This window comes from Micromonospora humi (assembly GCF_900090105.1).
In the GTDB taxonomy this organism is placed as follows: domain Bacteria; phylum Actinomycetota; class Actinomycetes; order Mycobacteriales; family Micromonosporaceae; genus Micromonospora; species Micromonospora humi.
This window is the reverse complement of record NZ_FMDM01000001.1, coordinates 168,519-193,067: the sequence shown is the minus strand read 5'-3', so window position 1 is coordinate 193,067 and position 24,549 is coordinate 168,519. Positions and strand designations below refer to the sequence as shown.

At 74.6% G+C, this 24,549-nt stretch carries 22 protein-coding genes; 12 read left to right on the top strand and 10 right to left on the bottom strand.

Going from position 1 to position 24,549, the window contains the following annotated elements; translation table 11 throughout:
* Window positions 1-77 precede the first annotated feature (77 nt).
* From GA0070213_RS00835 to GA0070213_RS00785, 11 genes are all read left to right on the top strand, one after another.
* Window positions 78-1,304: an acyl carrier protein gene (locus GA0070213_RS00835; RefSeq protein ID WP_091055569.1), complete on the top strand. Its 1,227-nt coding sequence runs from the start codon at window positions 78-80 to the stop codon at window positions 1,302-1,304.
* Window positions 1,301-2,797 carry a class I adenylate-forming enzyme family protein gene (locus tag GA0070213_RS00830; protein ID WP_091055567.1) on the top strand — a complete coding sequence of 499 codons (1,497 nt, stop codon included), beginning with the start codon at window positions 1,301-1,303 and terminating at the stop codon, window positions 2,795-2,797. The genes GA0070213_RS00835 and GA0070213_RS00830 overlap by 4 nt, the downstream gene beginning before the upstream one ends.
* Window positions 2,790-4,037, top strand: a complete 1,248-nt coding sequence (locus GA0070213_RS00825) for a type III PLP-dependent enzyme domain-containing protein (protein WP_091056597.1) — start codon at window positions 2,790-2,792, stop codon at window positions 4,035-4,037. The genes GA0070213_RS00830 and GA0070213_RS00825 overlap by 8 nt, the downstream gene beginning before the upstream one ends.
* Before the next feature lie 4 nt (window positions 4,038-4,041).
* Window positions 4,042-4,296: a phosphopantetheine-binding protein gene (locus GA0070213_RS00820; protein WP_091055565.1), complete on the top strand. Its 255-nt coding sequence runs from the start codon at window positions 4,042-4,044 to the stop codon at window positions 4,294-4,296.
* Window positions 4,293-5,453 (top strand): acyl-CoA dehydrogenase family protein, encoded by a 1,161-nt coding sequence (locus GA0070213_RS00815; RefSeq protein ID WP_091055563.1) that lies wholly within the window; start codon window positions 4,293-4,295, stop codon window positions 5,451-5,453. Before GA0070213_RS00820 ends, GA0070213_RS00815 begins: the two co-directional genes overlap by 4 nt.
* The gene (locus tag GA0070213_RS00810; RefSeq protein WP_245716197.1) at window positions 5,446-6,615 is read left to right on the top strand and encodes an acyl-CoA dehydrogenase family protein; all 1,170 of its coding nucleotides are present in this window, start codon (window positions 5,446-5,448) and stop codon (window positions 6,613-6,615) included. The genes GA0070213_RS00815 and GA0070213_RS00810 overlap by 8 nt, the downstream gene beginning before the upstream one ends.
* A gap of 31 nt (window positions 6,616-6,646) precedes the next feature.
* Window positions 6,647-8,146, top strand: coding sequence for an amino acid adenylation domain-containing protein (locus GA0070213_RS00805; protein WP_091055561.1), 1,500 nt, complete (start codon window positions 6,647-6,649; stop codon window positions 8,144-8,146).
* The gene (locus tag GA0070213_RS00800; protein WP_091055558.1) at window positions 8,146-8,679 is read left to right on the top strand and encodes a flavin reductase family protein; all 534 of its coding nucleotides are present in this window, start codon (window positions 8,146-8,148) and stop codon (window positions 8,677-8,679) included. Before GA0070213_RS00805 ends, GA0070213_RS00800 begins: the two co-directional genes overlap by 1 nt.
* Window positions 8,676-9,515, top strand: coding sequence for an inositol monophosphatase family protein (locus GA0070213_RS00795; protein WP_091055555.1), 840 nt, complete (start codon window positions 8,676-8,678; stop codon window positions 9,513-9,515). The genes GA0070213_RS00800 and GA0070213_RS00795 overlap by 4 nt, the downstream gene beginning before the upstream one ends.
* Window positions 9,502-10,458, top strand: a complete 957-nt coding sequence (locus tag GA0070213_RS00790) for a Gfo/Idh/MocA family protein (protein WP_091055552.1) — start codon at window positions 9,502-9,504, stop codon at window positions 10,456-10,458. The genes GA0070213_RS00795 and GA0070213_RS00790 overlap by 14 nt, the downstream gene beginning before the upstream one ends.
* Window positions 10,459-10,558: 100 nt before the next feature.
* The gene (locus GA0070213_RS00785; RefSeq protein WP_091055550.1) at window positions 10,559-12,367 is read left to right on the top strand and encodes an AfsR/SARP family transcriptional regulator; all 1,809 of its coding nucleotides are present in this window, start codon (window positions 10,559-10,561) and stop codon (window positions 12,365-12,367) included.
* A 55-nt stretch (window positions 12,368-12,422) separates the two neighbouring features.
* On the opposite strand, the gene GA0070213_RS00780 is transcribed toward GA0070213_RS00785, so the two are convergent.
* From GA0070213_RS00780 to GA0070213_RS00740, 9 genes are all read right to left on the bottom strand, one after another.
* Window positions 12,423-13,421 (bottom strand): hypothetical protein, encoded by a 999-nt coding sequence (locus GA0070213_RS00780; protein ID WP_091055548.1) that lies wholly within the window; start codon window positions 13,419-13,421, stop codon window positions 12,423-12,425.
* Between the two features lie 247 nt (window positions 13,422-13,668).
* On the bottom strand, window positions 13,669-14,589 hold the full coding sequence (locus tag GA0070213_RS00775; RefSeq protein ID WP_245716196.1) for an ROK family protein: 921 nt from the start codon (window positions 14,587-14,589) through the stop codon (window positions 13,669-13,671).
* A 90-nt stretch (window positions 14,590-14,679) separates the two neighbouring features.
* Window positions 14,680-16,137: an argininosuccinate lyase gene (locus tag GA0070213_RS00770; protein ID WP_091055545.1), complete on the bottom strand. Its 1,458-nt coding sequence runs from the start codon at window positions 16,135-16,137 to the stop codon at window positions 14,680-14,682.
* Window positions 16,134-17,105 (bottom strand): amidohydrolase family protein, encoded by a 972-nt coding sequence (locus GA0070213_RS00765; RefSeq protein WP_217628569.1) that lies wholly within the window; start codon window positions 17,103-17,105, stop codon window positions 16,134-16,136. The genes GA0070213_RS00770 and GA0070213_RS00765 overlap by 4 nt, the downstream gene beginning before the upstream one ends.
* Window positions 17,102-17,944: a creatininase family protein gene (locus tag GA0070213_RS00760; protein ID WP_245716195.1), complete on the bottom strand. Its 843-nt coding sequence runs from the start codon at window positions 17,942-17,944 to the stop codon at window positions 17,102-17,104. Before GA0070213_RS00760 ends, GA0070213_RS00765 begins: the two co-directional genes overlap by 4 nt.
* Entirely contained in the window at window positions 17,941-19,722 is a 1,782-nt protein-coding gene (locus tag GA0070213_RS00755; RefSeq protein ID WP_245716194.1) for an ABC transporter permease, read from the bottom strand. Before GA0070213_RS00755 ends, GA0070213_RS00760 begins: the two co-directional genes overlap by 4 nt.
* Window positions 19,719-20,795 (bottom strand): ABC transporter ATP-binding protein, encoded by a 1,077-nt coding sequence (locus GA0070213_RS00750; protein WP_091055541.1) that lies wholly within the window; start codon window positions 20,793-20,795, stop codon window positions 19,719-19,721. The genes GA0070213_RS00755 and GA0070213_RS00750 overlap by 4 nt, the downstream gene beginning before the upstream one ends.
* A 79-nt stretch (window positions 20,796-20,874) precedes the next feature.
* Complete coding sequence (locus GA0070213_RS00745; protein ID WP_091055538.1) at window positions 20,875-21,918, bottom strand: extracellular solute-binding protein; 1,044 nt, start codon at window positions 21,916-21,918, stop codon at window positions 20,875-20,877.
* Window positions 21,919-21,953: 35 nt separating this feature from the next.
* Window positions 21,954-23,120 (bottom strand): ROK family protein, encoded by a 1,167-nt coding sequence (locus tag GA0070213_RS00740; RefSeq protein ID WP_245716193.1) that lies wholly within the window; start codon window positions 23,118-23,120, stop codon window positions 21,954-21,956.
* Between the two features lie 230 nt (window positions 23,121-23,350).
* On the opposite strand from GA0070213_RS00740, the gene GA0070213_RS00735 reads away from it, so the two are divergent.
* On the top strand, window positions 23,351-23,803 hold the full coding sequence (locus GA0070213_RS00735; protein ID WP_091055535.1) for an SDR family oxidoreductase: 453 nt from the start codon (window positions 23,351-23,353) through the stop codon (window positions 23,801-23,803).
* 92 nt (window positions 23,804-23,895) lie between these two features.
* On the opposite strand, the gene GA0070213_RS00730 is transcribed toward GA0070213_RS00735, so the two are convergent.
* Window positions 23,896-24,444 (bottom strand): YciI family protein, encoded by a 549-nt coding sequence (locus tag GA0070213_RS00730; protein ID WP_091055533.1) that lies wholly within the window; start codon window positions 24,442-24,444, stop codon window positions 23,896-23,898.
* Window positions 24,445-24,549 lie beyond the last annotated feature (105 nt).

Sequence of the window (24,549 nt, the reverse complement as noted above, 5' to 3'; positions counted from 1 at the left end):
GCGTCGCCCCGGCCGCCGGCGCGGCACGTTCCGCGCCGGCGGCCCCGCCCCCGTGTATCCGCTTCGAGGAGCCCACCATGTCACACGCCCGGAACGCACCCGACCCGCCGACCACGGACCCGGTGTGGACGCCGATCCTGACCGGTCTGCGCGCGACCGCGCTGGACTGCCTCCAGACGAGCTTCGCCCTGCTCGCCGACCACGCCCACGGGTCCGGCAGCCACCTCGCCCTCGGCGCCCGCTACGGGTTCCGCACCCGGGAACGGGACGGCCTGGTCACCGTCGAGGCCACCTCGGACGACCGGGCCGCCGAGGCGGTCGACCTGCTCGGCCTGCGGGTCGAGGGCCGCTGGATGCAGCTCGACGGCCCGCAGGTCCGCCGGCTGTGCGGCCCGGGCCAGCCGCTCTACGTCACCGCCGACGCCTACGACCTGCCCTGGTGTCCCTACCACGGGCACGAGCGCATGCGGCACAGCTTCCTGGTCACCGACGCCGCCGGCGGCGAGGTGACAGTGGTCGACGGCTACCACAACGACACCGCCTGGGGCGCCGCGCGGCCCGGCGTGTGGCGGCTGCCCACCGCCGACTTCGACGCGGCGCTGGCCGGTGGCGCGCACACGCTGGCCGTGGCGGCACACCCGGCGCCGGCGATCGACGTGCCGGCCATGCTCGCCGGCAACGCCGAGCGGGCCCAACGGTCCCGCCCGGAGATCGCCGACTACCTGGCCCGCATCGGCGCCGCGCTGGGCACGGTGGCCGGCCTGCACCGCTTCGTGCTCGACGTCTGGCTGCTCGGACGCGCCCGCGACCTGCACGAGCAGTGGCTCGCCACCGCCCGGCCGGACGCCGCCGCCGCGCTGGCCGGGCAGGGCCCCCGCTGGCAGGCGCTCTCCGCACGCAGCTACGTGGCGTTGCGGCGGGCCCAGGCGGGACGCCCGGCCACGCCGGAGTTGGCGGACGCGCTCGGCACGCTGATCGCCGAGCACCTGGACGCGCTGGAGTCGATCGCCGCGCCCACCGGCCCGCAGGACGCCGACGCCGCGCCGGCCGGCGGGGACGGCGTACGGGCGGCCGTGCTCGGCGCGCTCGGCGACACCCTGCACCTGGACGGCTCCGCGCTGCACACCACCGACGTGCTGCGGGAACTACCGGGCTTCGACTCGTTCCGGCTGGTCGACGTGATCGACCGGGTGGAGCGGCGGCTCGGCGTCGAGGTGCCGGCGACCGCGCTCTCCGCGGCCGACCTGCGCGACGTCGGCTCGCTGTGTGCCATGTTCGGCGCCGCCGCCGGAGGTGTCCGATGAGTACCGAACTGCTGTCCGACCTGCTGGACGCCACCGCCGGCGCGCGCCCCGACGCACCCGCCGTCGACGACGGGACCACCTGCCGCACGTACCGTGAGGTCCGGGACGCCAGCGTGCGCCTCGCCCGCCGGCTGGGCGCCGAGGGTGTCCGGCGCGGCGACCGGGTGCTCGTCGCGCTCCCCGCCGACGCGGCGCTGCCGGCGCTGCTGTACGCGGTCGCCCGCGCCGGCGCGGTCTTCGTGGTGGTCCGGACACCGGCCCCGGACGTGGCGCTGGCGCACGTGCTGGACGACGCGGAACCGGCAGTGGTCCTCACCGACGACGCCGCGCTCGGCGAGCTGGCCCGCGCCCGGCACCTCCCGGTTCGCGGCGCGGCCGACCTGGCCCGCGCGGCGGCGACCGGCGACGGCGATGCGCCGGCCGGCGACCGGCCGCTGGCGGTCGACCCGGTCTGCCTGATCTACACCTCCGGCAGCACCGGCATGCCGAAGGCGGTGGTCTCCACGCACGCCCAGGTCACGTTCGCGGTCCGGGCGATCCAGTCGGAGCTGCGCTACCGGCCCGACGACGTGGTGCACGACGTGCTGCCGACCTCGTTCGACTACGGCCTCTACCAGATCTTCCTCAGCACGGTGGCCGGCGCTCGGCTGCGCCTGGGCGACAGCGCCGAGACCGGCGGCCGGCTGCTGGTCGGCCTGGTCGAGTCCGGCGCGACAGTGCTGCCCTGCGTGCCGTCGCTCGCCATCAACCTGGTGCGGCTGCTGGGCCGGCCCGGCGCGCCGCGCCCGCCGCTGCGTCTGGTCACCAACACCGGGGCGGCGATGCCGCCGGAGGTGCTGGCCGACCTGCGCCGGCTGCTGCCCGGCCTGACCGTCCAGTTGATGTTCGGCCTCACCGAGTGCAAGCGCGCGGCGATCATGCCGCCGGACGAGGACCTGCGCCGGCCCGGCGCCTGCGGCCGGGCGCTGCCCGGCACCGAGATCTTCACCGTGGACGCCGACGGCCGGCGGCAGCCGGCCGGGGTCACCGGCGAGCTGGTGGTCCGCGGCCCGCACGTGATGGCCGGCTACTGGCGGCGCCCCGAGCTGACCGCCGAGCGGTTCCGGCGCGTGCACGGTCTCTTCCCGCAACTGCACACCGGCGACCACGGCCTGGTCGACACCGACGGCTACGTCCACTTCGCCGGCCGCCGCGACGACGTCTACAAGGAGAAGGGCACCCGGGTCAGCGCCACCGAGGTGGAGGCCGCCGCGTACCGGGTGGACGGCGTGGACGCCGCGGGCGTGCTGCCGCCGGTCGACGGCCACGACGGCGCGACGCTGTTCGTGGTGGCCGCGCTGACACCGGGCGACGTCCTGCGTCGGCTGCGCGGCCAACTGGAGGAGATGAAGGTGCCGGCGCGCTGCGTCGTGCTGCCCGACCTCCCGCTGACCGGCAACGGCAAGGTGGACCGGCGGGCGCTGGCCCGGCTGGCGGGTGAGCGCCGTGGCTGACCTGCCCTTCGACACGCCCGCCTACCGCTACGACCTGGCCGGGGTACGCGCCAACCACGCCACGCTGCGCGCGGCGCTGCCGTCCCCGAGCCGGCTCTACTACTCGCTCAAGGCCAACCCGCACCCGGCCGTGGTGGCCGCGCTGCACGAGGCCGGCTGCGACGCCGAGATCTGCTCCCCCGGCGAGCTGACCGCGGCGCTGCGGGCCGGGGTGCCGGGCGGCCGGATGCTCTACACCGGGCCGGGCAAACGCGACGCCGAGGTGGCCGGCGCGATCCGCGCCGGGGTCCGCTGGTTCTCCGTCGACTCGCCGGTCGCCCTCGACCAGGCCGACCGGATCGCCGCCGCGCACGGCGTCGAGGTGAGGTGCCTGCTGCGGGTCAACGACCGGGTGCCGAACCCGGGCCAGGGGCTGACCATGACCGGTGTCGCGTCGCAGTTCGGCGCGGACGTCGACTGGATCGAGAGCGAACCGGAACGGTTCGCGTCCCGCCCGGCGGCGCGGATGTGCGGGTTCCACCTCTACACCGGCAGCAACGTCGACTCGGTGGACGCGCTGGTCGCGCAGTTCACCGCCGCCGCGACCACCGCCCGCCGGCTGCGCGACCTGCTCGGGATCGAACTGAGCGTGCTCGACCTGGGCGGCGGCTTCGGCGCGCCGTTCGCCCGCCCCGGCGGCAACGCGGACCTGTCCGGGCTCGCCGAGCGCGTCGGCGCGGCGCTGGACGGCCTGTTCCCCGGGTGGCGCGACGACGGGCCGACAGTGGCGTTCGAGTCGGGACGCTTCCTCACCGCCACCGCCGGCACGCTGCTGACCCGGGTGCTCGACGTGAAGCGGTCGCAGGGCACGCCGGTGGTGGTGCTGGAGTCCGGCATCAACCACCTGGGCGGGATGTCCGGCCTGCGCCGGCTGCCGCCGCTGGTGCCCGCCCTGCACCCGGCCGACGCCCGCGACGGCGAGCCGCTGAGCGCCGCCATCGTGGCCGGGCCGCTGTGCACGCCGCTGGACACCTGGGCCCGCGCCGCGAACCTGCCCGACGTGCGCCCCGGGGACGTGCTGGCCGTGCCGAACGTCGGCGCGTACGGGCTGTCGGCCAGCCTGCTGGCCTTCCTCGGCCACCCGGCCCCGGTCGAGGTGATCTGCGACGGCGACCGGGTCGTCGAGACGTCCCGGTTGACGCTGACCCGGCTCCCGGCCGACGTGCCGGAGGCCGACGAAGAACCACGAGATGAGAGGTGACGTCATGAACGCCGAATTCACCGAGCTGCTCCGACCGTTCCTCAAGTTCGCCGGCGCCGACGAGATCACCGAGGAGTCGCGCCTGCGCGACCTCGGCCTGGACTCGATGCGTGAGATCGAGCTGCTCTTCGCCATCGAGGAGACGTTCGGGGTGGCGGTGCCCGACGACAAGCTGGTCGACTCCACCTTCGCCACCGCCGGCGGGCTGTGGAGCGTGGTCGAGGACCTGCGCACACCGGTCGGCGGTGGGTCCCGATGACCGCCGGCGCCGGGTACGCCCCGGCCGTCGAGACCGTGGCCGAGGTGGCGGCGACGCACGCGCGGGAGGCGGACGAGACCGCCACCTTCCCGACCGAGGCGCTGGCCGCGATGCGGCGCACCGGGCTGCTGGGGCTGCTCGTCCCGGCCGACGATGGTGGCGCCGGCGGCACGCTGACCGACCTGGTCGACGTCACGCTGGCACTGGGCCGGGTGGACATGTCGGTGGCGATGGTCTTCGCCATGCACTGCCAGCAGGTCGCCGCGATCACCGCGTACGGCGGGGAGAAGCTGCGCGCCGAGGTGCTGCCGGCGGTGGCCCGGGGCGAGCGCTACCTCGGCTCGGTCACCACCGAGGCCGGCAAGGGCGGGCACCTGCTGACCGCCGAGTCGGCGCTGACGCACGACGGCGAGATGCTCGGCATCGACCGGGCCGCGCCGATCGTCACCGGAGGCCCGTACGCGGACGCGTTCCTCATCACCACCCGGGCGCCGGACGCCGGATCGGCGGCGCGGGTGGACCTGGTCTACGCCGACCGCGACCAGTTGGAGGTCGAGGTGACCGGCGGGTGGCGCCCGCTGGGTATGCGGGCCACCCACAGCGTGCCGATGCGGCTGCGCGGCGCGGTGCCGCAGTGGCAGGTCGTCGGCGAGCACGGCGCGTTCCGGGAGATCGCCACCACGGTCTTCGCGCCGCTGGCGCACGTCGGCTGGGCGGCCGCCTGGCTCGGCGCGGCGGCCGGGGCGTACGCGCGGGTGCTGCGGCACGCGCGCAGCGAGGCGGGACGGCGACAGTTCGCCCCGTCGTCGGAGCTGGTGCTGCTGCGGCTGGCGGGCATCCGGACCCGGCTGGACGCGGCGCACGCGCTGCTGCGGCACACCGTCGCGGTGGTCGACGACGCGCCGGACATGTCGGCGTCGCCGGTGCAGCTGCTGCTGAACACGCTGAAGATCCGGGCGGCGGAGGAGTCGTTCGCCGCCGCGCACGAGCTGGTCGAGCTGACCGGACTGCGCCACGGCTACCTGACCGACTCGCCGCTGGCGCTGGAGCGCACCTTCCGGGACCTGCGCTCGGCGTCGCTGAACTACGCCAACGACCGGCTGCGCCTGGCGAACGGGGCGCTGTCGCTGCGCGACCCGGGGGTGCGTCTTGCCTGAGTCGACGCGCCACGCGCCGGGCGGGGAGGTCACCGCGCCGGCCGGGGACGATGCCGCGCCCGGAGAGCACCGCGCCGCGCCGGGCGGGGACCGCGCCGAGGTGCGCGCGGTCCTGGCCGGCGTGGACCCGGCCGACGCCCGCGCCGTGTGGCGGGCGCTGGGCGCCGGCGGCGTCACCGCCGCCCTCTACCCGCACGGCGTCCAGCCGGACCCGGGCCGGCTCGCCGCGCTGCTCACCGAGCTGGACGCGCACTGCCCGCTGGGCGTGACGCTGTCGGTCTGCGTGCAGGTCGCCACCGTGCTGCCGCTGCTGGCCGGCGCGGGCGGGCCGGCGGAGCACGCGCGGCGCGGCATGCTGCGCGGCGAGACGGTGGTGGCGCTGGCCGTGACCGACGCGGCCGGGTCCGGCTCGGACCTGCTCGACGCCACCACCCGGGTGAAGCTGGGCGAGGGCACGGCCACCCTGGACGGCGCGAAGACCTGGATCACCAACGCGACGACGGGCGACGCGGCGCTGGTGCTGGCCCGGCACCGCGAGGCCCGGCACTTCACCAGCTTCTGCTGGGTGCTCACGCCGGCCTCCGCGCCGGGCGTGACGGTCTCCTCCGCCGGCCGGGCGTTCGCCGGCGCCGGCGTGGGACACCTGCGCCTCGACGGCGTCGCGCTCGACCCGGACGCCGTGGTGGGCCGGCCCGGCCGGGCGCTGGCCGGCTTCGCCCGGCAGGTCGGCGTCGAGCGGTTGGCCGGGGCGTTGTGGGCGCGGGCGATGTGCCACCGGCTGCTGGCCGGCCTGCGCGAGTGGCTGCGGCGGCGACCGGCCGCCGAGGGCACGCTCTGGGACCGCCCGGCGATCCGGGAACGGTACGCCCGCTGCCTGGTGGCCGTCCGCCAGCTCGACGCGCTGTGCGCGCCGCCGCTGGCCTCGACGGACGCCGTGGTGTCCACGGTCGACGGCATGGTGCTCAAGGTCGCCGCCGCCGAGGCGGTGGACCAGGTCGCCGCCGAGGCTGTGCGCCTGCGCGGCGCGGACGCGTTCCGCGACGGCGGCGAGGCGCACCTGCGCGGCGAGGTGGCCATGTTCGGCATCGCCGGCGGCGCCACCGGAGCGATGTTGGCCGGCATCGCCGACCACGCCGACGACCTGGTCGGCGCCGGGATCTGACCCCACCGACAGCACGGAAGGGAGCAACGCCGTGAGTCTCTACCAGTGGTTCCGACGCAGCGCGGAGCGCGTGCCCGAGGCGGTCGCGCTGGAGGTCGGCGGCGAGTCGCTGACCTACCGCCGGTTGCGGGAGGTCGCCGACGGTCTCGCCGGGCGGATCCACGCCCGGGTGGGCCGCCGCCCACGGGCGGTCGGCCTGTTGGCCGCGCGCAGCCTGCCGGCGTACGCCGGTTATCTGGCCGCGCTGCGGGCCGGCGCGGTCGTGGTGCCGCTCAACCCGGCCTTCCCGGCGGCCCGCAACGCCCGGCTGTGCCGCGACGCCGGGGTGGACGCCCTGGTGGTCGACGCCGCCGGCGCGGCGGTGGCGGCCGACGTCGCGGGCGACGCCGTCACGGTCCGGCTCGACGGCCCGCCGCCCGCCGCCGCGCCGGAGCCGGTCGTGCGCCCGGACGACGTGGCCTACCTGCTCTTCACGTCCGGCTCGACCGGCCGGCCCAAGGGGGTGCCGATCCGGCACCGCAACGTGGACGCCTACCTGGCGCGCTGTCTCTCCGGCTACCGCGTCGGCCCGGGCGACCGGCTGTCGCAGACCTTCGACCTGACCTTCGACCCGTCGGTGTTCGACATGTTCGTCGCCTGGGGCGGCGGCGCCACGCTCGTGGTGCCACAGCCGGACGAGGTGCTCACCCCGGTGCGGTTCGTCAACGAGCGGCGGATCACCCACTGGTTCTCGGTGCCGTCGGTGGTGTCGCTGGCCCGCCGGATGCGGATGCTCTCCCCCGGTGCCATGCCCGGCCTGCGGCACAGCCTCTTCGCCGGCGAGCAGCTCACCGTCGAACAGGCGCGGGCGTGGGCGGCGGCGGCCCCGGGCAGCGTGGTGGAGAACCTCTACGGCCCCACCGAGCTGACCGTCACCTGCACCGCGCACCGGTTGCCGGCCGATCCGGCGACCTGGCCGGCGACCTCGAACGGCACCGTGCCGATCGGCGACGTGCACGACGACCTCGACGCGATCCTGCGGGCCGAGGACGGCACGACCGGCGGCGACGACGGCGAGCTGTGCGTACGGGGACCGCAGTGCTTCGCCGGCTACCTCGACCCGGCCGACGACGAGGGCCGGTTCGTCACACACGACGGCTCGCGCTACTACCGCACCGGCGACCGGGTCCGCCGCGAGCACGGCACGCTCGTGCACCACGGCCGCCTCGACGACCAGGTGAAGCTGCGCGGCTACCGGATCGAGCTGGGCGAGGTCGAGATGGTGCTGCGTGGGCACGCCGGCGTGCAGGACGCGGTGGTGCTGGCGCTCGGCGCCGGCGACGACGTGACGTTGCAGGCGGTCTACACCGGCGCCGCCGGGATCGCCGCCGAGCTGTCCCGCCGCTGCGCGGACCGGCTGCCCGGCTACATGGTGCCGGTCCGGATCCACCACGTGGCCGCGCTGCCCACCAACGGCAACGGCAAGACCGACCGACGCCGGACCGCCGCCCTGGTCGGCGACGGGACCGGCGGGACGAGAGGAGAACGGTGATGACCGGGATCAGCAACGCGTACGAGCAGGAGCGGGCCTTCCGTTCCGTGGCGGGGCGTTTCGCCACCGGGGTGGCGGTGGCGACGGCCCTCGGACCGGACGGGCCGCTCGGCATGACCGTCAACTCGTTCACCACGGTGTCGTTGTCCCCCCGGATGCTGCTGGTCTGCCTGCGCCGGGACTGCCGGCTGCTGGACGCGGTCCAGGGCAGCGGCCGGTTCGCGGTCACCGTGCTCGCCGACGACCAGCGCGAGGACGCGGCCTGGTTCGCCAGCCGGGGCCGGCCCACCGGCGCGGAGGGCTTCGCCGGCGTCGCGTACGACGCGGAGCGGGAGACCGGCTGTCCACGGCTGACCGACGGGGTGGCGTACTTCGGGTGCGAGGCGGTGTCGGCCGAGCCGGCCGGTGACCACGCGGTGCTGATGGGCACCGTCCGCGCCGCCGGCCTGCTGCGGTCCACGCCGCCGCTGCTCTTCGTGGACGGGCACTACGCCCAGGTCGCCGACCTGCGGGAGACGGAGGTGGCGCGATGAGCATCGGCGCCGCGCCCGGCGACCTGCGCCACCTCAGCCTGCGCGCCGCGCGGGCCGGCGCGGACGCCATCCGCCAGGCACGTCACCGGGGCTTCCAGACCGTGCACAAGGGGGGCGCGGCGCAGGACCCGGTGACCACGGCCGACCACGCCAGCGAACGGGCGATCCTCGACCTGCTCGCCCGCGACCGCCCGCAGGACGCCGTGCTGGCCGAGGAGTCCGGGCTGAGCGCCGGCTGCTCCGGCCTGCGCTGGATAGTCGATCCGCTGGACGGCACGCTGAACTTCAGCCACGGTGCGAGCCGCTACGCGGTCAGCATCGCCGTGGCGGCGGGCTGCGACGTGGGCGACGGCGAGGGCCGGGTGGTCGCGGCCACCATCCTGCAACCGGCCTCCGGCGCCTGCCTGGTACTCGACGCCGACGGCGCGCACGACGGCGACGCCACGGTGGCGGTCAACCGCGACGCGGTGCCCGAGCACGCGCTGGTGGCGTTCGCGGTGCCGAACGCGCCCGGCCCCCGGCGGCGGGCCTACCAGGCGCTGGTCGGCCTCGCGCCGCGCGTCGCGGACCTGCGCAACTCCGGCTCCACGGTCTGCGACCTGGCGGCGGTGGCCTGCGGGGAGTTGGACGCGTTCGTCAGCTTCGACCCCGCGGCGTGGGACGTCGCCGCCGGCACCGCGCTGGTGGAGGCCGGTGGCGGGGTGAGCCGCCGGTGGCGCCGGGACGGGCAGACCGTCTTCGCCACCGGCGCCCCGGCCGTGGTGGCGGCGCTGGCGGACTGGCTGGGCACGGACCACGTCGACGACGAGGAGGGCAACGACGATGAGCAGCGATGACGAGTTCCGGCTGGCGCTGGTGGGTGCGGGGCGGATGGGCCGCCACCACCTGCGGGCGCTGGCGGGCCACCGGACGGTTCGGATCAGCCACGTGGTCGACCCGGTGCCGCAGGCGCGGGCGGCGGTCGTCGCCGCCGGGCTGCCGGCGTACCCGAGCGTGGAGGACATGCTCGCGGACGCCGCGCCGGACGGTCTGCTGGTGACCGCGCCGACCGGCCGGCACGGCGCGCTGGTCGCGGCCGCCGCGAAGGCGGGCCTGCCGGTGCTGTGCGAGAAGCCGGCCGGGCTGGACGCGGCCGAGGCCGCGGAGGCCGGCCGGGTCGCCGCGGCCGCCGGCGTCGGCTTCCAGGTCGCCTACTGGCGCCGGTACGTGCCCGAGCTGCGGCGGCTGCGCGAGCGGATCGCCGGCGGCGAGCTCGGTGAGGTGCTGTTCGTGGCCGCGTCGCAGTGGGACGGTGAGCCGCCCGCGGCGGCGTTCCGCACCGGCAGCGGCGGCATCTTCGTGGACATGGGGGTGCACGAGTTCGACCAGATCCGGTGGCTGACCGGGCAGGACGTCGCCCGGGTCGCCGCCCAGCCGGCCGGGCACGTCACCGACCCGGCGGTACGCGGCCGGGACGTGGACAGCGCGCACGCGTTGCTCGGCCTCTCCGGCGGCGGCACCGCGCTGGTCTCGCTCGGCCGGCACTATCCGGGCGGGGACATGGCCGCGGTGGAGGTGTTCGGCACCCGCGACCACGTCCGGCTGATGTTCCTCGACCCGGCCGACGGGGACGCCACCATGTACGCGGCGCTGGCCCGCCAGGCGGAGGACTTCGCCGAGCTGGTCCGCACCGGCCGCTCCGAGGGCGCTCAGGTGGCGGACGCGGTCGCCGTGCTCGACGCGGCGCACCGGGCGACGGCGCAACTCACCCAGAGTCACGAAGTGCACCCCGATCGGTGAGTCCTTTCACCATCTGGGGGCGCGTTATTTCCTAGCCGAAGGTGGGAAATTCAGCCGTCGCAACACTGTGGACGGTACTGCGGAGCGAGGGACTACATCCATGCAGTTCAGTGTTCTCGGTCCGCTGACCCTGTCCGCGGGCGACCGCGCGGTCACGCTGACCGGCACCAAACCGCGGCTCCTGCTCGCCGTGCTGCTGTTGAGCCCGGGTCGCACCGTCTCCACCGCCCGGCTGGTCGACGGCCTCTGGCCGGACGCGCCGCCCGCATCGGCGGTACGCAACCTGCGCACGTACGTGCACCGGCTGCGGCAGGTGCTGGACCGCGGCGGCGACTCGGCCGACCGGCTGGTCCACGACGGCACCGGCTACCACCTGCGCGTCGACGAGCACGAGCTGGACCTGCTCCGGTTCCAGCGCCTCGCCGACGACGCGCGTCGGGCCGCGCGGGAGGACCGACCGGACGCCGCCGCCGACCTGTTCGACCGGGCCGCCGGGCTGTGGCGGGGTCATCCGCTGGAGGACCTGCCGGATCTCGGCACCGAGCTGGGCGCGGCGGTCACCGCGCTGCGGGAGCAGCACCGCGAGATGACCACCGAGCTGACCGACCTGCGCCTGCGCCTGGGCCAGCCGGCCCGGGTCATCCCGGCGTTGCGCCGGCTGGTGGCCGAGGAGCCGCTCGACGAGCGCCACCAGGCGCAACTGGTGACCGCGCTGACGCTCGAGGGGCGCGTCGCCGAGGCGCTGGCCGCCTACCAGCAGGCCCGGCGCGGCATCGTCGACGAACTCGGCGTCGATCCCGGCCCGACCCTGCAGGGCGCCCTGCAGAACGCGCTGGACGCGGACTCGGCCGAGGCCCGTCCACCGTCCGGCCGGGCCGCCGGTGCGGGTCCGGCCACGCCGCCGGCCGGCCGGCAGGCGCTGCCGATGAAACCGCCGTCCCTGGTCGGCCGGGACACCACCGCCGGCCAGCTCCGCGCCATCGCCGAGGGGATCGCCGACTCGACCGGCGCGGACGAGCACGCCGCCGTCGTGCTGGTCTCCGGCGCGCCCGGCGTGGGCAAGTCGTCCTTCTCGGTGTCCAGCGGCTACGAGCTGGCCGACCTCTTCCCCGACGGGCAGCTCTTCGTCAGCTTCGACAGCGGTGACGAGCCGCCACGCGGCAGCGGGGAGCTGATCCGGGAACTACTGGTCGAGCTGGGGGTGCCGCTGACCGACGTGTCCGACGACATCCGGGAGCGGGCCGCGGTGCTGCGGTGCGCGCTCGCCGGCCGGCGGCTGCTGCTCATCATCGACGACGTCGAGTGCGCGCAGCAGGTCCGCCCGCTGCTGCCGGGCGCCGGCCGCAGCCTGGTGCTGGTCAACAGTCGCCAGCGCCTGCTGGACCTGGACGTCGGCTGGCGGCTGACGCTGGGCGCGCTGGACCGGGACGAGGCGGTGGAGCTGCTGGCGACGATCGCGGGTGAGGCCCGGGTCCGCGAGCAGCCGGAGGTGTTCGGCCGGATCGCCGACGCCTGCGACCAGTTGCCGCTGGCCCTGCGGATCGTCGGCAGCCGGCTGGTCACCCAGCCGGACGGCGCGCTCCCCGGCTTCGCCGAGCACCTGGAGATCGAGGAGAACCGGCTCGCCGAGCTGGTGGTCGGGGACATCTCGGTGCGGGACACGCTCTCGGTCAGCTACCGGGGGCTGGACGTCGACGCCCGCCGGGCGCTGCGCGAGCTGGCCGCCGCCGACTCGCTGATCACCCCGACCAGCGCGGTGGAGATCCTGCGCCTGCCCCGGCAGCAGGCCAACCGGCTGGTCGAGCACCTGGTCCAGCACAACATGCTGGTGCCGGTCGACTCCGGCGGCCTGGGCCAACGCTTCCACCTGCCGGAGCTGCTCCGGATCTTCGCCAACGAATGCCCGTAAGGCGGGGGCCCCGCTTAACGCATTCTGCATAAGCGGGGCCCCCTGTTAACGCTCGTTACTTCAGGAACCGGTCCAGCGCCGCCTCGATGGTGCCGCTGTCCGGGGCCGCGTACGACTTCATCGTCACCTTGTTGTAGGAGATGAAGCTCGGGCAGCGGGCGGCCGGCGCGGTCACCGTGCCGCCGTCGCCGATCTTCTCCCCGGTCTTGGCCGCGTGGAACGTCAGCGTGTACCGCGAGGAGATGTAGTCGACCGTGACGATCTTGCCGTCGGTGGCCTTGTACTGGCACTTCTTCGGCGCGCCCTCGCTGCCGTCGACCATCTTGAGGCAGCCGATCACCGACGCGGTGGCGAAGTCCGCCGACTTGGCGTAGTAGCGCTTGTCCGAGCTGAACGACTTCTGCGACCAGAACGTCGGCCGGTCCGGGGCGTTGGAGAAGACGTACGCCTTCGCGGTCGACGGCCCGGTGTACGGGGCGGCGTTGAGGATCGAACCGCCCTCGCAGACCGCGGACAGGTCGCTGGAGTAGCGGGCGGTCGTGGCGTCGTTGTTGGTGGGCTCGTCCGGCCCGGTCGACTCCGACGGAGACTCGGTGGGGGCCGAGGTCGGCCCCGGGGTGGCACTGCCGGAGGCGATCGGCGTCGGGTCGTCCTTGTCGTCGCCGCCGAACGCGACGTAGGCGAGACCGCCGCCGCAGCAGAGCAACGTCAACGTCACCGCGCCGGCGGCGAGGCCGACGATCAGGCCCTTCTTCGACCGGCCGCCGGGCGGCGGGGCCGCCGCGAACGGCGCCGGCTGCCCGGGATAGCCGGGCTGACCCGGGTACGGAGCCCCGGGCTGCGCGCCGTACGGGGCGCCGGAACCCGGCTGCGCGCCGTACGGGGCGCCGGACGCCGGCGGGGTGCCGTAGGGCGCGCCCGAACCGGGCTGCCCACCGTAGGGCGCGCCGGAGGCCGGCTGCTGGCCGTACGGGGCGTTGGGGTCGGGCTGGTTGCCCCACGCTCCGGCGTTCGGGTCCGGATAGCCTCCGTAGGGAGGGTGATTGTCACTCATCTGAGGTTCTTCCACCTGTCGTCCGTGGTTCCGGCGATCAACCACCCGCAGCGTAATGACGGCTGCAAATTCACGATCGCCGACATCTGCTCGGCCTTCACGATCGGTGCCGACACCGTTCCGGTGCGTACCCGGGCGGCATCCTCCCCCACCGCGCGACCGCGCTCCACCTGGTGGGATCCGTTGCCCGGCAAGGGATCGCGGGTCCGGACCCGGCCGCCGTGAGCGCCGGAAAATGTGACGCACACTACAGTGACGCGGGCACCGTGTCCCGGGCCAGGGCCAGCGCGCCGTACAACGCCGCGTCGTCGGCGAAGTCGGACCGCACCACGTCGGGCGGGTGCGGCAGCGCCTCGGTGAGCCGGTCGACGAGCATCCGCCGGATCAACCCGCTGCGGGTGACGCCGCCGACCAGCACGATCCGCTGTGGATCGAGCAGCAGGCAGCAGGTAGCCAGCGCGCGGGCCGCCTCGTCGACCCGGGCGGCCAGCGCGTCACGCGCCGCGCCCGGCTGCTCGGCGGCGGCGGCGAGACCGGCCGTCCCGCCGGGCACGTCGAGGTCGGCGGCGAGCCGGTCCAGCGCCCGGCCGGAGAAGTCCAGCTCCAGCATCGTCCCCGGCCAGGGGCCGCCGGCCACCGCGTACCCGATCTCGCCGGCCGCGCCACGGTGACCGGGCAGCACCGCGCCGCCAACCGTGACGGCCGCGGCCACCCCGGTCCCGATCCCCACCACCAGGCCGGGGTCGACGCCGCGCAGGGCGCCGTGACGCAGCTCGGCCAGGGCGGCGGCGTTCAGGTCGTTGTCCACCGCGACCCGGGGCACGTCCAACGCGTCGCGGACCGCGTCGGCCAGCCGCAGCCGCTCCCAGCCGGGCACGTTGGGCGCCAGGTCGATGCCGTCCGGGCGCACCACGCCGGGCGAGGCCACCCCGGCCGCGGCGAGCGGGCCACCGACCTCGCCGACCAGGTCACCGGCGAGCGCCAGCGCCCGGGCCAGCGCCTGCGGCGCGCCCTGCTCGGCGTGGGTGGGCACCCGGCGGTGGGCCAGCAGCCGGCCGTCGGCGTCGGACACCCCGACCGCCATCTTGGTGCCACCGAAGTCGATGCCGAGCAGCAGCCCCGCGCCGCGCGTACCGGCGGCGGGCGGACCGGAGAGCCGCGCGCTCACGATGTGATCTCCGTTCGCGACTGCGGGGCTTGCAAACCCGGCTCACTCCTCGCGCTCACGATGTGATCTCCGTTCGCGACTGCGGGGCTCTCACGCTCGGTTGGCTCCCAGCTCGGCGGCGACGGCGTCCAGCGCCTCGTCGGCGCGGCGCAGCAGGCCCCGCACCGCGTCCAGCCGGTCGGCGACCGGCTCCAGCGCGGCCCGCAGCACACCCACCTGGGCGCGGACCGCGGCGGCGCCCGGCCCGTCGGCCTGGGCCCGCCGGAGGACCAGCTCCGGGCGGACGGCGGCGGCGATCAGGTCGGCCACCGCCGCGTCGTCCAGCTCGCCGGCGACATCGGCGGCGGCGGCGCGTACGCCCTCGGGGGTCCAGGTGTCCGGCCCGCCGGCGCGCACCAGCCGGCCGACCAGCGAGTGCGCGGCCCGGAACGGCACCCCGTGGCGGGTCAGCGCGTCCGCGGCGGCGGTGGTGGTGGCGCCGGAGGCGACGATCTCCTCCCGGCTCGGCGGGTTCAGCGGCGCGATCTCGGCGAGGAAGCCGCCGACCAGCGCGAAGAACCGCTCCGCCCGGTCGTTGCTCTCCCAGAGCCGCACCTGCACGTCGGTGGTGGCGTTGTTGGAGTCCTCCCACCAGGCGGCGCCGACGTTGTTGAGCACCGAGGCGGCGTCCGCGGCGGCCTGACCGGCGTAGGAGACCAGGTGCTCCAGCACCACCGGGTTGCGCTTCTGCGGCATGATGCTGCTGCCCTGGGTGAAGTCACCCGGGGTGGTCACCCACTGCCAGCTCAGCCAGTCCATCAGCGTGCGCGCCAGCCGGGCGCCGGTGGCCAGCGCGCGGGCGTTGATCGTGCCGACCCGGACCAGGTGGTCGGCGCCGGCGACGGCCTCGTACGAGTTGGTGACCAGGCCGGCGAAGCCGAGCAGCTCGGCCAACCGGGCCGGGTCGATGTCCAGGTCGGTGCCGGCGAACGCGCAGGAGCCCAGCGGCGAGACGTTGAGCTGGTCGATCACGTCGGCGTAGGTGGCGGCCTGACCGGCGAGCGCCTCGGCGTAGCCGGCGAGCGCGTGCCCGATCGTGGTGGGCTGGGCCGGGCGGCGGTGGGTGTAGCCGGTGATGACCACGTCGGCGTACCGGTCGGCCTGGTCCAGGGCGGTGCGCCCGGTGTCCAGCACCCGCTGGAGCACCTCGACGAGCTGGTCGCGCAGCAGCATCCGGAACACGCCGGCGTCCAGGTCGTTGCGGCTGCGGGCGAGCTGCACGTCCAGCTCGGACGTGGGGATGCCGCACGCCGCGGCGAGCCGCTTCTCCAGCAGGTAGTAGGTGTCCTCGAAGCTGCCGTCGTACGCCGGGGTGGCGGTGGTGTCGGCGCGCAGCTCGGCCAGCCCGCGCAGCAGCCGGGCCCCCCGCTCGGCCGGGATCAGCCCCTGCTCGGTCAGCATCACCACGTGCGCCTGGCTGGCGCGCACCATCGCCGGATAGAGCTTGCCGACGTGGTGGTCGTACGTCGGCGCCAGGTGGTTGCGCTGGTAGGTGGTCAGCGTGCTCATCGGGTTTCCTTCCGGTCCGCGGTCAGGCCGAGCAGTCGCTCGGCGTTCCCGGCGAAGATCGCGCGCAGGTGGTCCTCGGGCAGGCCCAGCTCGTGGCAGACGCGCAGCTGGTCGTCGAGGTAGCGGGTGACGTAGCCGCGCGGGAACCAGGACGAGTCGCTGCCGAACACGATGCGGTGCGGGCCGATCGTCTCGTAGGCGCGGCGGAACAGGTCCTCCAGCGTGAGCCGGTAGGGCATCCAGCGGACCCACTGGTTCGAGCCGGACGTGTCGATGGAGATGTTGGGGCAGCCCCAGGCGGCGAAGAACAGCTCCTGCACGTGCTGCACGCCGAAGTGCGGCACCACCACGGCCAGCTCGGGGAAGCGACGGGCCATCCGGACCAGCTCGTCCGGGCCGCCGTACCGGCCGACGGGGAGGCCGCCGGCGCTGCCGTAGTGACCGATGTGGATCAGCACCGGCACGCCGAGGCGTTGGGCGGTGGCCCAGAGCGGGTCCAGGTCCTCGTGGTCGAGCGGGCCGCGCAGCAGCGGCGCGAACAGTTTCAGCCCGCGCAGCCCCCGCTCGGTGACCGCGCGCTCCAGCTCGACCGCCGCGTCCGGCGAACAGGGGTCGTGGTGGGCGAGGCCGAGCAGCAGGTCGGGGTGCCGGTCGACCACGTCGGCCAGCGCGTCGTTGCCGCCGCCGGTGACGAAGACGGCCCGGCGCACCCGGGCGGCGCGCAGTTCGTCGACCCACCGGTCCGCCTCGTCCTGCCAGCGCTCGGCGGGCGGTTCCGGCTCCGGGAAGCTCCAGGCCCGGCGCCACTGCCGGGCGTACGGCGCGGAGCCGGCGGCCCGCACCTCCCGCTCGTGCGCGCCGCCCGGGTGCATCCCGGCGGCCTCCTCGCAGGCGTGGACCGTCTCGTCCGCGCCGATACGGAAGTGCAGGTGGAAGTCGACGACGTCCAGTCCCCGGTCGGCGGTCACGCGTCCTCCTCGGGCAACGGATCGGGCGGCGAGTCGGGCAGCGGGTCGGCGGTGGGCGGGGCCGGCATCGGTGCGGCCACCCAGGCGGCGACGATCTCGCGCAGCCGCGCGCCGGCGGTGGTGCGCACCGTGCGGCCGGCCTGCTCGGTGGCCCGCGAGACGTGCCCGGACCAGCCCTGCCACGGGTCGGGCCGGGACTCGACCAGCACGTACGGGTGCGTCACCGGCAGCTTCGGTCGCGGCGGCAGGTCGGCGGCGGCGGCCAGGCGCACCGTCTCCGGCGCGAAGCCGAGCACCCCGGACGTCTCGTACGCGCCGCCGTGACCGCGGGCGATCACGTCGCCGTACAGCTCGCCGGTCTCCGCCGGGGTGACCAGCTGGAACCAGTTGACCAGCAGCAGGCTGGCGGTGCGCCGCCCGGAGACCCACTCCATGGCGGCCCGCACTGTGGACATGTTGGCGTCGTGGCCGTTGACGACCAGCAGCCGGGGGAAGCCGGCGGCGACGATGCCCTCGATCACGTCGGCGAGGTAGCCGACCGCGATCTCGGGGCGGATCGCCACCGTGCCCGGCCAGGGCCGGGTCTGCCCGGGGCAGGCCGCGTAGGCGACGGCCGGGAACAGCACGCCGCGCGGGCCGGGCCCGGGGGCGGCGCTCTCGGAGGCGAAGCCCTCGGCGAGGATCAGGTCGGCGCCGAGCGGCAGGTGCGGCCCGTGCCACTCGACCGCGCCGACCGGCAGCACCGCGAAGTCCGCCGCCGCGACCACGTCGGCCAGTTCACCGCCGGGGATCCCGGCGGCGGGCAGCAGCCCGCCGCCGTCGGCCCAGCGGGCGGTCACGCCGTCCACTTCGTCGCCTCCCGCGCCGCCCGGCCGCCGTTCTGCAGCCGGCCGGAGACCACCATCACCACGAAGATCAACACCACCTGGAGCATCCCGTACGCGGCGGCGGTGCCGACCTCGAACGAGTACATCCGGTTGTTGATCTCCACCGAGATCGGCGCGGTCTCCGAGGTGTAGATCAGCACCGAGGCGACGAACTCCCCGACGCCGTTGACGAAGGCGAGCAGCGCGCCGGCCAGCACGCCCGGCAGCATCAGCCGCAGCGTGACCGTGCCGAACGCCCGCCACCAGGACGCGCCGAGGTTGCGCGCGGCCTCCTCCAGCGACGGGTCGAGCTGGGCCAGCGTGGCCGAGCTGGAGCGGAACACCAACGGCAGGAACCGCACGAAGTAGGCCAGCGGCATGATCCAGAAGGTGCCGATCAGCACCTGCCCGAAGCTGAACGCGTTACCGGTGCTGAACGCCGAGATCAGGTTGATCGCGACCACCGTGCCGGGCAGCGCCCAGGCCAGCATGACCGCCACGTCGAGCAGGCCACGCCCGCGGAAGTCCAGGCGGCGCACGGCGTACGCGATGAGCACGCCGACCACGACGCAGCCGACGGTGGCGAGCAGGCTCATCTGCAACGAGTTCAGGATCGGCCGGTAGGCGTCCGGGTCGGAGAAGATGGTGGTGAAGTTCTGCGCGGTGTAGCCGGACGGGATCACCTCGGTGGTCCACGTCCCGTCCTCGGAGAACGCCACCAGCGCGATGGTCGCCACCGGGGCGAGCAGCACCACCACGGCGAGCAGCGAGGCGGCCAGCGCCAGCCAGCGGGCGAACGGGTTGGTCAGCTCCCGACGGTGGCTGGCCACGCCCTTGGACTGGGAGCGGTAGCTGCGCCGCCCCTCGTACCAGCGCATCCCGAGCAGGAACAGCACCGACACCACCGCGAGCACCGACGCGTAGGTCGAGGCCATCGGCAGGTCGCCGTTGGTGCGGTTGATGTAGATCTGCATGGTCATCGTGCGGTCCACCCCGAACAGCAGCGGAGCGGTGTACGACGCCAGCGACGTCATGAAGACCAGCAGCGAGGCGGAGACCAGCGCCGGGGTGAGCATCGGCAGCAGCACGGTGCGCCAGACCCGGACCCGGCCGGCGCCCAGGTTGTAGGCGGCCTCCTCCACCGACGGGTCCATTCCGGTCAACGCGGCGGACGTGGCCAGGTAGAAGAACGGGTACATGGTGAACGTGTGCACCACCAGGACACCGGCGATGCCGCTGAACGGCAGCACCGGGTTCTCGGTGCCGAAGAGCTGTTGCAGCGCGCGCGGCAGGATGCCGGTCTCGCTGTAGAGCAGCTGGAACGAGATCGCCCCGATCAGCGGCGGCAGCGCCGCCGGCACCAGGATGATCGCCTCGATGAGCCGGCGGCCGGGGAACGAGAACCGCTTCAGCAGGAACGCCATGGCCACGCCGACGACGCCGCACAGCAGCACGCTCGCGGCGGAGATCATCAGCGAGGTGAGCAGCGCGGAGCGGGCCACGCCGTCGCCGGTGAGGAAGCTGGCCCAGTTCTCCGGGCCGTCCACCCCGACGCTCTCGCCGAAGGTGGCGAGCATCGGCTGCACCACGTAGCCGAACAGGATCAGCACGAGCGGGAAGACCAGGACGTACGGGAACCAGCGCGAGTTGGCGTTGAGCCCCGGGCGGCGGGACCGTCGGCCCGGCGGCGTGGGGTCCTCGGTGATCGGCGGGACGGTGGCCGCGCTCGGTGTCGCGGGGATGGTGCTCAAGCTGCCACCACCCACATCCGCTCCGCCGGCAGGCGCAGCCCGACCTGGTCGCCCACGGCGATCCGGGCCGGCACGTCGATGGCGGTCACCTGCACCGGCTCGCCGCCGCCCACGTCGACCAGGAGGTTGGTGGCCATGCCGGTGAACTCCAGCTCGGTGACCCGGCCGGTGATCGCGTCCTCGTCCGTGGCGGCGCCGAGCGTGATGTGCTCAGGCCGCACCGACACCTGCGCCGTGCCACCCTCGTGGAGCCCGTGGTCGGCGGGCGCGGCGACCGGGACCTCCCGGCCACCGGGCAGCGCCACGGTGACCGTGTCCGGACCGGCGGTCACCACCGGCACGCTCAGCACGTTGCTGCGGCCGATGAACCGGGCCACGAAGGCGGTGGCCGGGCGGTGGTAGATCTCCTGCGGCGTGCCGACCTGGCGGACCCGGCCGGACTCCATCACCGCGATCCGGTCGGACATGGCCATCGCCTCGGCCTGGTCGTGGGTGACGTAGAGCGCGGTGGTGCCGCTGTCCTTCTGGATCCGGCGGATCTCGACCCGGGTCTCCTCGCGCAGCTTCGCGTCCAGGTTCGACAGCGGCTCGTCGAGCAGCAGCGTGCGGGGCCGGATCACCAGGGCCCGGGCCAGCGCGACGCGCTGCTGCTGGCCGCCGGAGAGCTGGTCGATGCGCCGGTCGCCGTAGCCGGCCAGGTGCACCTCGCCGAGCGCCTCGTCGACCCGCCGCTTGGCGTCCGCCCGGCCGACCTTGCGGATCTTCAGGCCGTACGCGACGTTCTGGGCGACGCTCAGGTGCGGGAAGAGCGCGTAGTTCTGGAACACCATGCCGGTGTCGCGCTTGTTCGGCGGCCGGTTGGTGACGTCCTCGGCGCCGAACCGGATCCGGCCCGAGCTGGGGAAGTAGAAGCCGGCCACCATGCGCAGGGTGGTGGTCTTGCCGCAGCCGCTCGGGCCGAGCAGGGTGAAGAACTCCCCCGCCGCGATGCGCAGGTCGACGTCGTCGACCGCCGCGGTGTCGCCGGCTCGTGGGAAGCGCTTGCTCACCGACTCCAGCGTGACATCGATCATGACGTCTCTCCTTGCGTCCGGTCTGAGTGGGGCGCGAGCGGTACGCCGGGCGCGATGACGCGCCCGGCGTAGCGGCCGGTCAGCCCTTGTTCTTGATCTGGCTGTTCCAGTGGTTGATCCACTCGGTCTCGTTCTTGCCGACCACGTCCCAGTCGACGTCCATCGGCTTGAGGTCGAGCTGGGCCAGCCACTCCGGCTTCTCGGCGATGTCGACGGCCGGGATCTGGAAGTAGTCCTTCGCCAGCTCGGCGCGGAGCGAGTCGTCGAAGAGGAACTCGAGGAACTTCTGCGCGCCCTCGCTGTTGCCGCCCTTGACCTGGGCCAGGCCGTCGACCAGGACCGGGGCGCCGGAGGCCGGCATGACGTAGTCGAACGGCATGTTGGCCTGGTTGGCCTGCAGCAGGATGTCCTGGAGGTTCCAGGCGCTCAGCGTGCCCTGCTGGCGGGAGAGCTTGAGGTAGAGGTCGGTGGGGTTGGCCGCGTACGCGCCGGTGTTGGCGTCGAGCTTCTTCAGCCAGTCGTAGCCGGGCTGCGGGTTGCTGCCGTCCTTGCTCCGCTGCTGGATCATCGAGGCGTAGATCGACCGCATGGTGCCGGAGGCCGCCACGTCGCGGATGATGATCTTGTCCTTGAACTCCGGCTTCAGCAGGTCGTCCCAGTCCTTCGGGGCCTGCTCCGGGGTGAGCGCCTTGTTGTTGTACATGATGACCTCGGGCAGCAGGATCTCGCCGAACCACCGGCCCTGCGGGTCCTTGTACTTCTCGTCCATCTTGCCGGCGAACGACGGCTGCCAGCCGGTGAGCAGGTCCTCGGACGCGCCCGAGGCGAGACCCTGCTGGGTGCCGCCCCACCAGACGTCGGCCTGCGGGTTGGCCTTCTCCGCGCGGACCCGCTCCAGGATCTCCTGGGCGCCCAGGTTGAGCACCTCGACCTTGCCCTTGTACTCGGGGTACTTGGCGGTGAACTCGTCGACGACGAAGGTGGTGACCTTCTTGTCGCGGGCCGAGTAGATCGTCAGCTTCTCGGTGTCACCGGCGGCCGAGTCACCGGAGCCGCCGCCGCAGGCGGTGCCGGCGGCGAGGACGGTGGCGAGCGCTCCGGCGAGCAGGAGTCGACGTCTCATGGGGTACCTCCGAGGGGTGTTGTGGGGGTGGAGCTTCAGGGGGCGGGTAGCAGGGTGGACAGGCCGGACGCGGCGGCGGAGAGCGCGTAGCTGACCGCGCCGTGCAGCACCGCCTGGTCGCCGAGGATCGCGCGGCGGACCTCGGTCGGGCTCGGCGCGCCGAGGGACACCAGGGCCTGGAGCCGGTCCACGGCGGCGTCGTCGAGGTCGGCCGCGGCACCGCTGAGCAGCACCCGACCGGGGTCGACCACGCAGGCGCAGGAGACGACGAGCCGGGCCCAGGCGGCGAGCACCTCGGCCAGGTAGGCCCCGGCTCGCTCGTCGGTGGCGGCCAACTCCACCAGCTCCCGCACCGGCGCGACCGGCCGGCGTCCGGGAGCCAGGGCCACCACCCGCTCGGCGATGGCGCTGGACGACCAGCGGGCCTCGAACGGCCCGACCCCGTCGTGCCCCTGGTCGGCCGGGTCGAGCGGCAGGAAGCCGACCTCGCCGGCCGCGCCGCCGGAGCCGCGCCGGACCTGCCCGTCGAGCACCAGGCCGGCCCCGATGCCGTCACCGACGTGCAGCAGGAGAAGGTCGGCCACGTCCGTGCCCGCGCCGGCCGCGTGCTCGCCGGCGGCCATCAGGTTCACGTCGTTGTCGACCACCACCGGCACGCCCAGCCGGCGCTGGACCGACTCCCCCACCGGGCGCGCCTCGACCAGCCCCACCGAGGGGGCGAGCCGGACCGCGCCGCCGGTGGAGACGCCGGGCGCGGCGATGGCCACGCCGCGCAGCGCGGGCAGCCCGTCGCCGGCCAGCTCGGGCACGGCGGCGCAGATGAGGTCGACGATGTCCCCGGTACGGCGCACCGTGCGGTGGGCGATCACGGCGCCGTCGCTGTCGGCGATCTCGCAGCTGATCCGCGTCGGCTCCAGCGCCACGGCGGCGACCAGCTCGGCGCGGGGGTTGAACTCCAGGATCGCCCGGGGGCGGCCGGCCCGGGAGGCGCCGGGACCGCGCTCGATCAGGTAGCCCTCGGCGACGAGGTCCCGGACCAGCGGGGTGAGCGTGGCCGGGCTCAGCCCGGTCAGCTCGGTCAGCTCGGCCCGGGAGAGCACCCGGGCCTGGCGGGCGGCGGAGATCACGCTGCTGCGCTTGATCTCCTTCGACCGCTCCCGGCTCACCGGGCTCGTCGGTGGGGTCACCACGTCTGTCACCATTCCTTCCTACGGCGAACGAACTATCTAGTCAAGTAACGATCTGATCTCGCGGCATCGGCTCTGTCGGCGATGAACTGGCATTTTGGGTGCAGTCCCGAGCCTCCGAGGACGATCGGGTCGGTCGGTGACACGGCTTCGGCATCACCCTCGACCCCGCCTTTAGTTCGGATCACGAAGAAAGCGCCTCGTAGACCAGCCGGACGCCCGGATCAGCCTGCCATTGTGGACGGATGACCGCGGCGGGTGGCGGCCTCGGTTGCGCCGCCGAGGGAGCTGATGGCAGAAACGACTCACGCCTGCTGGCCCGGGAGGTCGTGCCGCGGATGCTCGCCGCCGGCGGTGGCCGCGTCGTCAACGTCTCGGTGAGCCGCTCGACCATGCACCGTGCCGGGTTCGTCCCCTACGGGCCGTCGCGCGCCGGCAGCGAGGCGCTGTCCCGGGTGATGGCCGCCGACCTGCGCGGCACGGGCGTCACCGTGAATCTGCTGCTGCCCGGCGGCGTGACGGCCACCGGAATGCTGCCGCCCGACGCGGTGCCGCAGGGCCGGGAGGTCCTGGCGCCCGACGTGATGGGCCCGCCCATCGTCTGGCTGGCGTCGGCAGACGCGGCCGACGTGCACGACGAGCGCATCATCGCCGTCGAGTTCGCGCAGTGGCTACGTGACCGCCGCCCGGTGAGGTGATCAAGGGCTTCGGGTCGGGCCGTCCTGACGCGAAGTCCTTGGTCTTCGGCGCGAGCGCCGCCCGCGCCGCCGTCGGGCGGGCGGGCGGGCGCTCAACGACGGCCACCGAACTGCCAGGTGTGCACCTCGACGTCGGCGTATCGACGCGCGGTCAGGAGGGCGCGCGCCGTGTCCGGATCCGGCGCCCGGGCCAGCAGCGCGGTGCCCAACCAGGTCGTACCGTCGTCGGACAGCAGGGGGCCGTAGGCGATCAGCCGGTCCGGATCGCCGGGCACGGCCAGGTCGGCGGGCTGCCCCGCGCCGAGGGCCAGCACCAGGTAGCGGTTGCCGCCGACCGGGCCGCCGGGAAAGTCCCACATCCGTCGGCGCAGCGTGTTGCGCCATCGCCGGAGCAGGACGTCGCGATACACGCCGGCCTGGTAGTTGGGCTCGTCGAACGCGAACGCGCGGGCGGCGGCGGAACCGGGCAGGTCGACGATGTGCAGGGTGCCGGTGGGCGTCTCACCGTCGTCGGCGAGGGTCGGCCCGCGAGCGATCATCCCGGTCGCGAAGCGGTCCATGTAGGCCCAGTGCTCCTCTCGCCACTCGTCGCGCAGCGCGACGGAGTCCGGCCGGTCGCGGTGGTAGCACAGAAACTCCATGCGGACAGTCTCGACCCCCGTCGAGGACACCGACGTCGACGGGGCGTTTCCCCACCCCTGCCACCCCTTAATGGCGCTCATCTATATTGACGCTCATCAGAGGCG